We start from the raw sequence: 12,157 nt of genomic DNA on the forward strand, positions 1-12,157 counted from the left end.
CCCGGCCGGGCGGCGGCCGCGGCCCTAGGGTCGGCCGCATGCGCAAGCTCGTCCTGATCGACCTCGACCACACCCTGATCGAACGCCGGGTCCCGGTGGCGGAATCGATCGCCGCCTTCTGCGCGGCCCGCGGCCTGGACCAGGACGCCACCCGCCGCCTCGCCGCCGCCCTGAAGGAACGCACCTGCCCCGAGGCCTTCGCCACCCTCCGCGAACCCCTCGGCCTGCCCGGCAGCACCGAGGAGCTCTGGGCCGCCTACGTCGCCGCCCTGGCCGCCGACGTCACCCACGAACCCGCGACGCTGACCGGCCTCGACCGGCTCCGGGCGGCCGGCTGGACGGTCGGCGTCCTCAGCAACGGCGTCACCGACGTCCAGCACGCCAAGATCCGCTCGGCCGGCATCCACCGCCACGTGGACGCCGTCTGCATCTCCGAGGAGGCCGGCGCCCGCAAGCCCGACCCCGAGATCTTCCGGATCGCCGCCGAACGCTGCGGCCACCCCCTCACCCCCACCACCTGGATGGTCGGCAACAACCCCGCCACCGACATCACCGGCGCCACCGCCGCCGGCATCCGCTCCCTCTGGATCTCCGCCGGCCGCCCCTGGACGGCCGACCAACCGGCCATCCCGGACCACATCGAGGACGACGTCGCGAGCGCGGCCGAACACCTGCTGGCCCTGGCGGGGGCGGGGGCCTGACGGGCCGTCCACCCGCCCACGCGACGGGCGGGCACCACGTCCCACTCCTGCGGACCCGGTGGCGACCTCGAACCGGCGGGGACCGTCGAGGACGGACTGCGCCGCGAAATCCACGAGGCAACCGGCGTCAAGGTCACCCTGGAGCACCTGAGCGGCGTCTACAAGAACATGCCCCGCGGCATCGTCGGCCCCGGTGTTCCGATGTCGCCCGGAGGAGACGACCACCGTGCTCTCCGAGGAGACGACCGCGGTCGCCTGGCTCACACCGGCCGAGGTGTCCGCCCGGATGGGCGAGGTCCACGCCGTCCGCGTTCTCGACGCCCTCCGGCCGGCCGGAGGACCACCCGTCCGCAGCCATGACGGAGAGCGGTTGACCGGCGAGGGGTGAGCACGGGCGGCCGAGCGGCGGGCTCCGGCCCGGGACCGACGGCCAGGGGCTCGGAGCGAGCCGGCCCAGGCCTTCGCGGCCCCGGGAGCGAAGGAAGCGCCGGCCAAGATCGGGCGGACCTGCCCGGCCCGGCGGGCCGCGCCCGCCCCAGGGACCCGGTCCATGCCGGCCAGGAGCATCGCTCAGGCTGGACGGCCGAGGCCGGGCAACGCGAAGGGCGGGTACCGGCGAGTTGCCGATACCCGCCCTGAGCAGGTGTTTCTCCTACCAGCGGAGAGCGTGGGATTCGAACCCACGGTGAGGGGTCACCTCACGACAGTTTTCAAGACCAAAAACCCAGACCCACCCGTTGTGGTGCTGACCTGCACCGGAAGGCCACGCTACTACCCAGGTCGTCAGCGCTGGTCCACGGCTGGTCCATAGAGCCTCCCCTGAGTACCTGCCGGATACCGCTCATGTGTGCAATCCAGGGGCGTCAGTGCGCTTCAGCCTGGTCAGATGCCGGCGATCCTTTGAGGGGACATACTATCGTGAAATATACCAAACTATCCGGAAAGGCCAGTGTGATTCGAACATGGCCCCAGCTTTGAGCTAGCCAACTACAAAAAACCCCTGCGAGTGCGCGACTCGCCACGGATAATCAGCTCGGCAGGGTTCCATGCAACACGAGCAGCGAGGGCGCAAATATGGCGGACTCAACTGACACGGCGACGGATTTTAGAAGCACCCTTCCTCCGGACTCCCCACTCCTTCTCCTCGAAGAGAAGGTAAAGAAGGATGGGGCCCTGCACGACTGGGCCTTCATCGGAGGCGAATCAGTCTTCTTGGATATTCAGATCCAGAACGGACGAGGCGCCAGAATGCTTGTAGTGGATCCTTCTCAGGCCTCGGATCTCCTTCCGCTCAATTTGACGGAATATCGAGCACTGGGCGACTATGAAGCCTACGAGGCGCTGGGGCAGGATCGTTGGATTGAGGTAGTAATCAGAAGTAGCACGCTGGCGATCGGAAAAGCGCTTGCATCTATTTCCGGGTACCGCGAAATCTCTCCCGGCACTAAGGTCGCGGCCCACACTGACCGCAAGTGGGTTTTGCCCATCTGCGAATCAGAAAGCCAAGGGTGGAGTGCAGAGATTGGATCACCTTCCAAGGTCTTTTGCTTGCTCAGCCGGGTCCGGCAGGGTGTTGTCACTCTGCGAATCAGAGGAATCGAGCGCAAAACCCACGATGAGGCCTTGAGCGTCCTGGAGAAGCTAGGCAGCTCCATTGTTTTCGATTTGGACGTCAAATATGGCCTTTCCCTGGGATTGCGGCGATTGCGCCTCCACGTCCCCTCCCCCAGGGGGACTCCGGTCTCTACTGAAGCGCCATCCCACCCTGGCCTTGAATACGGAAAGGAACCGCTGAGCCTTTATCGATATGCACGAACGGCGCAAGGGATGCCCCTGCTCGAATTTTTGGCCTACTATCAAGTCCTTGAGTACTACTTCCCAAGATATGGCCAGAGGGAAGCATTTGATCGCCTTCGCAATGAATTGAGGGATCCTCGATTCAGTGCAAATGACGATCAGCATCTATCGCGCATTATTCGAATCTCAAACCAGTCAAATCGAGGATTCGGGGACGAGCGTTCGCAGCTCAAATCCGTCATAAGGTACTGCGTATCCGAGGAGAGCTTGCGAGAATTTATTGCAAGCAATCCGGAACTGGAAAGGCACTTGACGGAAAAATCGTCAATCAAGGGCGTTTCGGCTCTAGATCTTAGATCCCAGAAAGCTGATCTGATCAATCTGGCTTGTGATCGGATTTACAATGTTCGCTGTCGGGTAGTGCACTCTAAAGAGGACGGCGGTGGGCAGCCGGACGGGCTGCTCCTCCCACTCTCCAAGGAGGCTGATGCTGTCAAGATGGAAAATATCTTCATGCGATTCCTTGCCCAGAAAACGCTCATCGCCAGCGCTGTTCCATTGCACGTATGATTGGGGAACATTGGCACGCCATCCCTGACGGGTCGGTCTTGCCTCCTCTCGTCTCGGCGGAGGAGATTCCTGCAAGTAGGAGTCAGATACTGCGAGGATCAGGGCTGGTGCCAGTGACGAGGCATCCGTCATCCTGGTCAAAATCTCTCTCGCGTGGAAGGAGCCGCAAGTGTCCGAACGGAGCCCACGCGGCACGTACCTGCAGATTGCCGACGCGCTACGCACCGAGATCGGCGGTGACTCGGAGGTCACTCAGCTACCGTCCGAAGCTGGACTGATGGAGATGCATGGCGTCGCTCGGACGACTGTGAAGCGCGCATTGGATGTCCTCGCGAAGGAGGGACTGATCCGCTCGCAACCGGGCGTGGGGTGGACAGTCGTAGGTGAGGACGCCAAGCCTTCCGTGCTAAATCAGCTCACTGCCTTGATGGGAGTTGACAGGCTCGGGATCGGCGACCCGTTTCCGTCGGAGAAGTCCCTGTGTGAGCTGACTGGCGCGTCGCGAGGGACAGTCCGTCGTGCCCTGGCTCAGCTGGAGGGCGCCGGAGTTCTTGAGGCGCGACATGGAAAAGGCCGGCACGTCCGTGCACTCCCGACCGAGCACCTCTGATTTCACCTGAAGGATTGGAGCCCTCATCGTGCGCGCTTACGACCTTGCCGAATCCCTTCTTTCCAACGACCTCCCCCGTCGCTGGGTTCACTCCAAGGGAGTAGCCGGCCGAGCCCGTTCACTGGCTCCGATTCTTGGTTCGGACGCCGCGTTGCTAGAAGCGGCTGCGGTACTTCACGATATTGGCTACTCGCCTCGCATCGCTGATACCGGGTTTCACCCATTGGACGGCGCACGCTTCCTTCGGGCTGAGAAAATAGACGAACGCATCGTCCGGTTGGTGGCACACCACTCATGCGCGCTGCTCGAAGCCGAGGAACGCGGTCTCCGAATGGAGTTGGAGGCTGAGTTCCCAATGGAGGAAGCCAACCTGGTCGACGCACTGATCTACTGCGACATGACCACGACTCCGGACGGCGGACTGACCACGACGCCTGCGAGGATCGCAGAGATCGTCGGACGGTACGGGCCCGAGAGTATCGTCGGACGCTTTATCCGCAGGGCTGAGCCCGAGATCGGAGCGGCTGCCCTGCGAGTGGAGAGCCTGATGTCTCAGGTCAACGCGCAGACCTAGCCGATGTACGGCTGCACTCTGTGGGGATCAAGCCCGTGGTGAATCCGCAGCCGCATAGACGGGTGAATCCGCAATTCATCAAGGTCCGCTGGGTCTACCCAGCGGACCTCTTTCGACTCCTTGCTCGTCCGAAGGTCTCCACCAATCGGGCGAGCCCGGAAACAGATCGAGAACTGCTGGCGTACTTCGCCATCGTCATACGCGATAACGTGGTCTGGATCGGTGTACAGCCCAGTGACGGCAACAACCTCGACATCAATGCCGGTCTCTTCAAAGACCTCTCGAACGACTGTCTGGCCGACCGACTCCCCAATGTCGTGCCCACCACCAGGAAGTGCCCACAGGTCGTTATCGGTCTTGTGAATCAGCAACAGCTGCCCGGACATATCCGTGACCACGGCAGTGACCGACGGGACCACTGAATTGGCCGGCGGCGCGTCAGGGTCACGGAAGTAGTCGACGCGGCTCATGCTGCCTCGCTCTCAAGTACTGGAGATTTGATCACCCGGGCGCCATCCCAGATCCGCTCAATGCTCGCCGCGTAGGTACTGAATAGCTCGCCTCCCGAAACCTGAGCGAGGTGGAGGACCGGGGCGAGATATGCCCCAACCCCGTAGACGTGGCCATTGACGAGCATCTCGTCATCCGCGCGGTACAGCGAGTTGTAGAGCGTAGTCGCGTGCAGCCGGAACTCCACTCCGGGCACACTAAACAACGGTGCATAGTTAGCCAGTGCGTTGCGAATCTTGCCTGCCATGGCAGGGCCGATGCCTTCGTCCTGACCGCGCTGTGCAACTCCGGCGGAAGTGGGGTCGCCCAGCATGAGCCTCACCCGAACGCCGGCTTGCGCCTTCTCTCGAATCAGTCGGAAGAAGAGCGGATCCTCGGAGAGCCAGAAGCCCGCGTATACGACCAGGTCGAACTGCCTGCTCGCTCCCGCGTACAGCGAGGTCCACAACTCCTTGGGGACGACAGCGCGGTGTGGATAGAGCGTGACCAGCTCAGCCCGGCCCGCTTCGCTGGTCTCAGCGCTGGTCTGCTCATCCGACCAGAGGTCCGACAGCTCGCGCTTCAGCAGGTTCGCCATCGCGTACTGAAAGCGCCGATATGGCCGGCGCTGGTCCTTCGCCTCGACCCAGCGCTCGACCGTGCGCGTGCTGACACCGAGACGCTCCGAGATCTGGTCAAGCGTTAATCCGCTGGCCAGGATTGCGCCGCGAAGCCGTTCGTTCGCCATCTCGTCCCCCCAGGACAGAGTCGTCACGCGTGGACGATGCGGGACGACTTGACCGTAGCGAAGCCGGGCTGAAGCCGTCCAGCACCGCCGTATCTCGACGGCTCCCTTCGGGCGAATCTAGTGATGCGGGATCGGAAGACACTCCCGACAGCGACGCAGCAGGACTTGACGCAGAGTCGGCTCCGCGGGATCGTAAGAGACATGTTCAACATGTCTCGCATGATGAGGCAGGCGAACTGCAGACCCTCCTCGGGTCTGGTTTGAGCTGCACAAATGCGTCCCGTGGACGGCTGGAAGGCCGCCACGGGACGAAGGGGCCCCGGACAGATGGGGCCGAGGCACCCGGGCGCCTGGTCAGTCCGGAGGGTTCGAGATCGAAAGATCACGTCGTCACACCTCACCGGGAGCGCGCTCCCCAACGTGACGACACACGCGGGCCTCGCATCGCCGGGAGACCGGCCGGCGCGGGGCCCGCACTGCTTGACGAGTGACTTTGGCCCTCGACGCTCCCGTTCGGGTGCGTCGGGCGGCCATGGCTTCTCGTCACCTGATGAGTTGCCGGGCCCATAAGTCGGGGCCGTCGCGCTGTCCTTGGCCGGTTGCGCGACAGCCCCTCCGGGCCCACACACCTACTGGAAGAGGTAGACCCGTGAGGTCGATTGTTGCAGGCCAGCGTGCTGCGAACGAGAACGAGTTCGCGGAACTCGCGCTGGGCGTGGACGAGGAGCTGTTCGCCGGTGTGGCCGGCGAGGACGAGATGGACCGGGCCGCGCGGTTGGACGCGGCGTACGGTGTGCTGGCGGACCTGCGCCGGGAGGACCCGGAGTTGGCCGCCTACGCCGAGCGGCTGCTGAAGTCGGCGCCGGTCCCGCTAAGGCGGGTCCGGGCCGTGGCCCCCGCCGCTGTGGTGCCGGTGGGGGTGGCTGCCTGATGGGCCGCATCCGTGCCGCCCTGGACCGGGCGGCCATCTCGTACTGCACCGACAGCTACGGGGCGCCGGCGGCCGACCGCCGTACGGCGACCTACGGCGGCATGATCGCCAGCACCGTCGCCGAAGCCGGGCACCCGGCGGTCGCCGCCGTGATCTCCGGCATCGGCGCGGCCGCGATCGCGGCCGACACGATGTTCGGTCACCCCACCGCCCCCGAGGACGGCTACGCGGGATTCACCGCCGAGGCGCCGAAGCGGGGGTGGCGACGGTGAACCAGACCGGAATGTACCGGGTGCCCGCCGCCCCGCTCACGGTGCTCACGGGCACCGCATCCGCGCTCACTGTCTGCTCGTCGCAGCGCGGGCGGTGGGGCCGGTGAAGGCGATTGTGAGCCCGCAGCAGATCCGCTCGGCAGAGCGTGCGCTGAGCGCGGGAACGTGGACGATCACGTGCGGCGCCGTCCTCTACAGCGTGCTCACGGTGACCCCGCTCATGAGCGGACACACCCCCAAGGGGTGGCAGTGGACGGCCCCGATCCTGCCGCTGGTCGTGGACGCGGCCGTGGTGATCGTGGTCCGCATGGACAGCACCCTGGCTCGGCTCGGCGGCGACGGCGGCCGCTGGCCGACGGTGCTGCGCTGGCTGACCGGAATCATGACGGTGCTGCTCAACGTCGGCCAGTCCGCACTGGACCGCGATCGGGTCGGCGCGGCGGTCCACTCCGTGGCACCGCTGCTGCTGATCGTCACAGCGGAGACCTCACTCGCCTACCGGCGGGCGATCACCGCCGCAGTGGCCGCCCGTGAAGCCACCGAGCGCGCTGAGCGGGCGGAGCGCGAGCGCCGGGCCGAGGAGGACCGGCGCCGGGCCCGCGAGGAGCGTCTCGCGGACTTCGAAGCGGCCGAGCGACGCGAGCGTGAGCGCCGCGACCACGACGCGACGCTGGCCCGTGAGCAGCGTGAGCATGAGGCCCGGATCCTGCGCGAGCAGCGTGAGGAGAGTGCCCGGCGTGAGGCCTTCGAGCGGGAGGAGAAGGAGCGGCGGGAGGGCGCTGTGCGGGCCGAGCGTGAGCGTCGTGAGCGTGAGGTGAGCGAGCGTGAGCGTCGTGAGCGGGAGGAGCGTCTGGCCCGTGAACGGCATGAGCGGGAGGCCGCTGAGCGTGCCCGTCAGGAGTTGCTGTCCGGTGGTCCGGTCGCGGAGAAGCTCACCGAGCAGCGGGCCCGGGAGGTCGCCGGGGCCGCGTGCGCGGCCGGCCTGCCACAGCGTCAGGCGGTGGAGCTGACCGGATGGTCGGCCGGGTGGATCGCCGCCCGCTACCAGGAACTGCGCGACACCCCCGCACAGCCCGCTGCTGCGGCTCACGGCCGCGCCGCGTGACAAGGAGAGGCACCATGCCTGAGCTGTTCACCGGATCCCGCGCGGCCCGCTTCGCCGCCGCCTACGCCCTGCTGCGGGCCGCCGCCGACGTGGCGGACCACTGGATCCAGAGCGACCACCAGGCCCGCGTCAAGGGCCAGCACGACCACACCGACGGACAGTCCAGCGCCGCCGGCCGCCGGGCCTGCGCCGCCCACGTCGCCACCTACACCGCCACCCAGGGCGCCGCCCTGCTGCTCGGCTCCCGCGCCCTGGGGGTCCGCCTGCGGCCCGGCCCCGTCGTGGCGGCCCTCGCACTCTCGGCCGTCACGCACTACGTCGCCGACCGGCGTGAGCCCCTGCGCCGTCTCGCCGACGCCACTGGCAAGGGCGAGTTCGTGCGGCTCGCCGACCACGGCATGAACGGCGCCTACGCGCTGGACCAGGCCTGGCACCACGCCTTCGAGACCGCCGCCGCCGTCATCGCCTCCACCTGACAGACAGCGCCAACCCTCCAACAAGCAGAGAAGGAAACCGCCTTGAGCGTCTCCGTGAACTTCCGCGCCAACTCCCGGACCAAGCACCAGGTCTTCGGCTCCAAGCACCGGGACGACGCGCCGTTCCTGGAACTGACCACCGGCGTCGACTTCCTCACGATCGGCTCCGCCTACAACGCGACCCGGGCCGAGACCCTCGCGTTCGCCCGGGCCCTGGTCGAGACCGCGACCGCCTACCTTGCGGCCGCCGAGGCCTACGCCGGCACCACCCGCACCCCGCTGGACACCATCGCCGACCCGTCCTGACGAACAGTGCCAACGCCCGTCTGCCAGCACTGACACCGAAGGAGCCACGCCATGTTCGCCGCCGGCGATGAAGTGCTGATCCTCTCCTGCGAGGACGACCCCCGGGCCGCCGGGCGGACCGGCCGGATCGTGGACGAGGTCCCCCCGGGCCCGCTCACCGGCGGTCGCTGGACCGTCAACCGGATCGGGCTGCTGATCGGCCCCGCCCTGTGCCACACCCACGAGCTGCGGCCCACCGGCCGCTGACCATGCCGCACAACCCCGGGACGGCCGTTCCTGCCGGCAAGCTGACCGGCCGCCCCGGGGCCCTTTCCGCACCACCGAATCTGTGAGGAAGGAACCACCAGTGAACCAGCCACACAGCACCACCCACGACACCCCGGGCGGGGTGGTCGTGGACCTCGGCAAGGCCCGCGCCGCCCGCACCCCCCGCGCCACCGCCACGGCCACCGCGCCGGCCGACGTCGACCCGGACTCGGTTTACGCCGCCGGACCACAGCCGCTGGAAGGCGTGGTGCTGCCCGGCCCGGCCACCCCGCGCCCGACCGTCGTCCCCAAGGCGCCGGCGTGGGTGCGGGGGCGGCGGGCGGTGCGGGTGTTCCTGACCGATGAGCGGACCCGCACGACAGCCCGTCTGGTGGTGCGCCACGGGTCCTACGTGGTGCGGGGCGGCGGCATCCTCGCGAAGCGCGGGTGGGACGAGCGGAGCACCGCCCGCTACGAGCGGATGATGCGCACCGCCGAAGCCGCCGGCCTGCACGAGCAGGCGTTGGAGTGGGAGGTGCGGGCGGCAGCCTTCCGGGCCGCCCGTCATCAGCGCCGGATGGACCTGCTGACCTCCCCGATCCGGGTGGCGAAGAACGCCGCTGTCGGGGTCGGGGCGACGGCCGGCGGGCTGCTCGGACTCGGTGTGGTGCTGGCCATCGCCGAGCGGGACATCACCGACGTGGTCACCCCGATCATGACGGTGATCGACCTGATCCGCTGGGCCGTCGTGTTCGTCAGCATCGTGTGGGGGCCGCTGGTCGCCATCGCGCCGTGGGCGGCCCTGCTCGCCATGTGGTCGGTCGGCCGGCGTCGCCAGGCAGCCCCGGCCTGGACCCTGCCCGCCACCCAGACCAGCACGGTGGGTGAGCCGATCACCCCGTCCATCGTGGTCAAGGCCCTGCGTGACCTGGGCATCGCCCCGCTCCGCAACGCCATCAAGGACATGGGCGACGCCGGCGCGGGCATGCTCGGCCCCATCCGCATCGCCGGATGCGGCGTCGAAGTGGATGTCACCCTGCCGTCGGGGGTGTCGACCAACGAGGTCCAGGGGCGCCGCCGCAAGCTCGCGGAGAACCTGAACCGCCACGAGCACGAAGTGTTCATCACCATCCCGGAGGCGGCCCGCACGGTCCGCCTGTGGATCGCCGACTCGGGTGCGCTGGACGAGCCGATCGGGCCGTCGCCGCTGGTCACCGACCACGACCTGACCGCCGATCTCTACACCGGCCGCGCGCCCTGGGGCCAGGACCTGCGCGGGGACGCGGCGCTGATCAGCGTTCTTCAGCGGCACCTGCTGATCACGGGTCTGTCCAACCAGGGCAAGACCGCCAGCCTGCGGGCGTTGGCCCTGTGGCTGGCCCTCGACCCGACGGTCGAGTTCCGGATCGCCGACCTCAAGGGGGTGGGTGACTGGCGGATGTTCGACGGCCTCGCAACCGTGCTGATCCAGGGGCCGACGGACAACGAGGTCATCGAAGCCACGCAGATGCTCGAAGAGGGCGTGCGGGAGATGGAGCGCCGGATCGCGCTGGTCAAGGCGTCCGGCGCCACCGACGGCGTGACCCGGGAGGTGGCCCGCACCAACCCGGACTTCCACCCGCTCGTGCTGGTGGTCGACGAAGCGCAGATGGCGTTCATGTGCCCGGCCGTCGGCGAGGACAAGCGCCCGTACGGCGGCACGAAGGCGACGTCCCGGTACTTCATGGCGGGCCGCAAGCTCCACAACCAGGGCCGGGCGGTGAACGTCACCCTGTGGCAGGGCACCCAGGACCCGACGAACGAGAACCTGCCGAAGCTGATCCGTGAGGGCGCCCACATCCGGGCCTCCCTCGCGCTCGGCTCCGAGGAGCAGGCCCGGATGGCGCTGGGGGACAAGGCCATCGACGGCGGCGCCGCCCCGCACAAGCTCCGCCAGGGAGCCGACAGGGGAACCGTCGTGGTCGCGGGTGACGGCGTGAAGCTCGCCCCCGGGCAGGCCGCCACCACCATCCGCACCCACTACATCACCGGTGAAGAGGCGGCCGAGGTCGCCGACCGGGCGAAGGCCCGGCGGGCCGGGGTCACCACGGTGACCACGACCGCGCCGGCCGAGGGCGGCCCGGACGCGCTGGCGGACATCGCCGCCGCCCTCGGCGACGCGGTCCGGCTGCGGACGCAGGAAGTCCTTCAGCGGCTCGCCGCCGCGAACCCGGGCGAGTACCGGGAGTGGAACTTCGGGGACCTCAAGTCCGTGCTTGAGGGCGCCGGTGCCGCCCCGTACAAGTCCGACGGACAGATGGTCGTGGCCCGCGCGAAGGTGCTCTCCGCCCTCGCGGAGCGCGACGCGGACACCCCGGACGACGACGGAGAGTAAAGGGAGCCCGCAGGGAGACAGGGAGAACTCCCTCACCGCCTCCCTGAACCCCGATCCCTGCCCTGATCAGCACGCCTGTTCTCCCAGGGAGGCAGGGAAGCGCCCCAGGTCAGCCCCCTAGGGACCCCGGAAACGGGCCTCCCGGGCCGCCCCATGCCTCCCTCCCGCTACACACAGCGACGAGAGGACCCCATGAACGCCACCGCATCCGCGATCCGGCCGCTGGCCGCCGTCCACCTCCGCGAGGCCCTCACCGCCGCCGCCGACGGCCACGCCCCGGCCGCCCTCGCGGCCCTCATGCACATCGACCCCGAGTCCTGGCAGGCCATCGAGACCCGCCTCTCGGCCCTCGGGACGACCGTCCTTGACGCGCTGGCGCTGGCGGCCCGGACCGGGGGCACCGAGTGAGCGCCGTCGACATCGTGGCCGCCGCCGTCCTGTTCGGCCCCGCCGCCCTCGGGGGCGCCGCCTACGCCTGGACCCAGCGCGGCGCGGCGTCCGACTCCGCCGCCATCCGGCAGGTCCTCGCCGAGTACGACGGCACCCGCCCCACCGAGTACGAGGACGGCGGCACCCCGCCGCCGGAGCGTGAGCCCGCCCCCGACATCGCCCCCGCACCGGTCGCCCGCCTGGCGACCGTCATCCCGTTCCCCGACCGCCGCGCCGCCTGAACCCAGGAGACAACCGCCATGGCCAAGAAGGAACCCCGCTCCTACCTCGACCCCCGCGAGATGGGCGCCGACAACCTCGGCGACGCCGCCCGCGTCTTCCTGCTCTGCGCCCGCGCCGCCCGCGCCGAGTCCCGCGGTAAGTCCACCAAGCGTCTTGAGGCCCGGATGGACCGCATCCAGAAGCAGGCCCAGGAGCGCTGGGACGCCAAGCACGGCGACCAGGACTAGGACCCCGGGCCGTGGGCCTGGACTGGCGCGACGCCCGCCACTTCGACCGCACCCGCGAT

17 protein-coding genes are annotated in these 12,157 nt (G+C 68.4%); 15 read left to right on the forward strand and 2 right to left on the reverse strand.

The annotated features are described in order from the left end of the window. Window positions 1-38 precede the first annotated feature (38 nt). From J2S46_RS19820 to J2S46_RS19840, 5 genes are all read left to right on the forward strand, one after another. A complete protein-coding gene (locus J2S46_RS19820; protein WP_191294119.1) occupies window positions 39-701 on the forward strand; it encodes an HAD family hydrolase in 663 nt (220 codons plus the stop codon). Between the two features lie 193 nt (window positions 702-894). Further along, a complete protein-coding gene (locus J2S46_RS19825) occupies window positions 895-1,089 on the forward strand; it encodes a hypothetical protein (RefSeq protein ID WP_307350666.1) in 195 nt (64 codons plus the stop codon). A gap of 869 nt (window positions 1,090-1,958) precedes the next feature. Then, window positions 1,959-3,068, forward strand: coding sequence for a hypothetical protein (locus J2S46_RS19830; protein WP_191294120.1), 1,110 nt, complete (start codon window positions 1,959-1,961; stop codon window positions 3,066-3,068). Between the two features lie 169 nt (window positions 3,069-3,237). Next, window positions 3,238-3,678, forward strand: coding sequence for a GntR family transcriptional regulator (locus J2S46_RS19835; RefSeq protein WP_191294121.1), 441 nt, complete (start codon window positions 3,238-3,240; stop codon window positions 3,676-3,678). 28 nt (window positions 3,679-3,706) lie between these two features. Continuing rightward, on the forward strand, window positions 3,707-4,252 hold the full coding sequence (locus J2S46_RS19840) for an HD domain-containing protein (RefSeq protein WP_229913345.1): 546 nt from the start codon (window positions 3,707-3,709) through the stop codon (window positions 4,250-4,252). On the opposite strand, the gene J2S46_RS19845 is transcribed toward J2S46_RS19840, so the two are convergent. Together J2S46_RS19845 and J2S46_RS19850 are read right to left on the reverse strand one after the other, a co-directional pair. Next, window positions 4,249-4,722 (reverse strand): NUDIX hydrolase, encoded by a 474-nt coding sequence (locus J2S46_RS19845; protein WP_191294122.1) that lies wholly within the window; start codon window positions 4,720-4,722, stop codon window positions 4,249-4,251. The genes J2S46_RS19840 and J2S46_RS19845 overlap by 4 nt on opposite strands. Then, window positions 4,719-5,489 carry a helix-turn-helix domain-containing protein gene (locus J2S46_RS19850; protein WP_191294130.1) on the reverse strand — a complete coding sequence of 257 codons (771 nt, stop codon included), beginning with the start codon at window positions 5,487-5,489 and terminating at the stop codon, window positions 4,719-4,721. The genes J2S46_RS19845 and J2S46_RS19850 overlap by 4 nt, the downstream gene beginning before the upstream one ends. A 649-nt stretch (window positions 5,490-6,138) precedes the next feature. Between J2S46_RS19850 and J2S46_RS19855 the strand changes: the two genes are divergently transcribed. From J2S46_RS19855 to J2S46_RS19900, 10 genes are all read left to right on the forward strand, one after another. After that, window positions 6,139-6,420: a hypothetical protein gene (locus J2S46_RS19855; protein ID WP_191294123.1), complete on the forward strand. Its 282-nt coding sequence runs from the start codon at window positions 6,139-6,141 to the stop codon at window positions 6,418-6,420. Next, the gene (locus tag J2S46_RS19860) at window positions 6,420-6,692 is read left to right on the forward strand and encodes a hypothetical protein (protein ID WP_191294124.1); all 273 of its coding nucleotides are present in this window, start codon (window positions 6,420-6,422) and stop codon (window positions 6,690-6,692) included. Before J2S46_RS19855 ends, J2S46_RS19860 begins: the two co-directional genes overlap by 1 nt. A gap of 115 nt (window positions 6,693-6,807) precedes the next feature. Next, on the forward strand, window positions 6,808-7,797 hold the full coding sequence (locus J2S46_RS19865; RefSeq protein WP_307352797.1) for a DUF2637 domain-containing protein: 990 nt from the start codon (window positions 6,808-6,810) through the stop codon (window positions 7,795-7,797). A gap of 14 nt (window positions 7,798-7,811) precedes the next feature. Beyond that, window positions 7,812-8,273: a hypothetical protein gene (locus J2S46_RS19870; protein ID WP_191288670.1), complete on the forward strand. Its 462-nt coding sequence runs from the start codon at window positions 7,812-7,814 to the stop codon at window positions 8,271-8,273. Window positions 8,274-8,315: 42 nt separating this feature from the next. Further along, entirely contained in the window at window positions 8,316-8,579 is a 264-nt protein-coding gene (locus tag J2S46_RS19875) for a hypothetical protein (protein ID WP_191288669.1), read from the forward strand. 51 nt (window positions 8,580-8,630) lie between these two features. Continuing rightward, on the forward strand, window positions 8,631-8,825 hold the full coding sequence (locus J2S46_RS19880; protein ID WP_191288668.1) for a hypothetical protein: 195 nt from the start codon (window positions 8,631-8,633) through the stop codon (window positions 8,823-8,825). Between the two features lie 265 nt (window positions 8,826-9,090). Beyond that, a complete protein-coding gene (locus J2S46_RS19885) occupies window positions 9,091-11,199 on the forward strand; it encodes an FtsK/SpoIIIE domain-containing protein (RefSeq protein WP_229912299.1) in 2,109 nt (702 codons plus the stop codon). A 192-nt stretch (window positions 11,200-11,391) separates the two neighbouring features. Further along, complete coding sequence (locus J2S46_RS19890; protein WP_191288667.1) at window positions 11,392-11,607, forward strand: hypothetical protein; 216 nt, start codon at window positions 11,392-11,394, stop codon at window positions 11,605-11,607. After that, the gene (locus J2S46_RS19895; protein WP_191288666.1) at window positions 11,604-11,870 is read left to right on the forward strand and encodes a hypothetical protein; all 267 of its coding nucleotides are present in this window, start codon (window positions 11,604-11,606) and stop codon (window positions 11,868-11,870) included. Before J2S46_RS19890 ends, J2S46_RS19895 begins: the two co-directional genes overlap by 4 nt. Window positions 11,871-11,888: 18 nt before the next feature. Then, window positions 11,889-12,098 (forward strand): hypothetical protein, encoded by a 210-nt coding sequence (locus J2S46_RS19900; RefSeq protein WP_191288665.1) that lies wholly within the window; start codon window positions 11,889-11,891, stop codon window positions 12,096-12,098. The last annotated feature ends 59 nt before the right edge of the window (window positions 12,099-12,157 follow it).

It is taken from the genome of Kitasatospora herbaricolor (assembly GCF_030813695.1).
Taxonomy (GTDB): domain Bacteria; phylum Actinomycetota; class Actinomycetes; order Streptomycetales; family Streptomycetaceae; genus Kitasatospora; species Kitasatospora herbaricolor.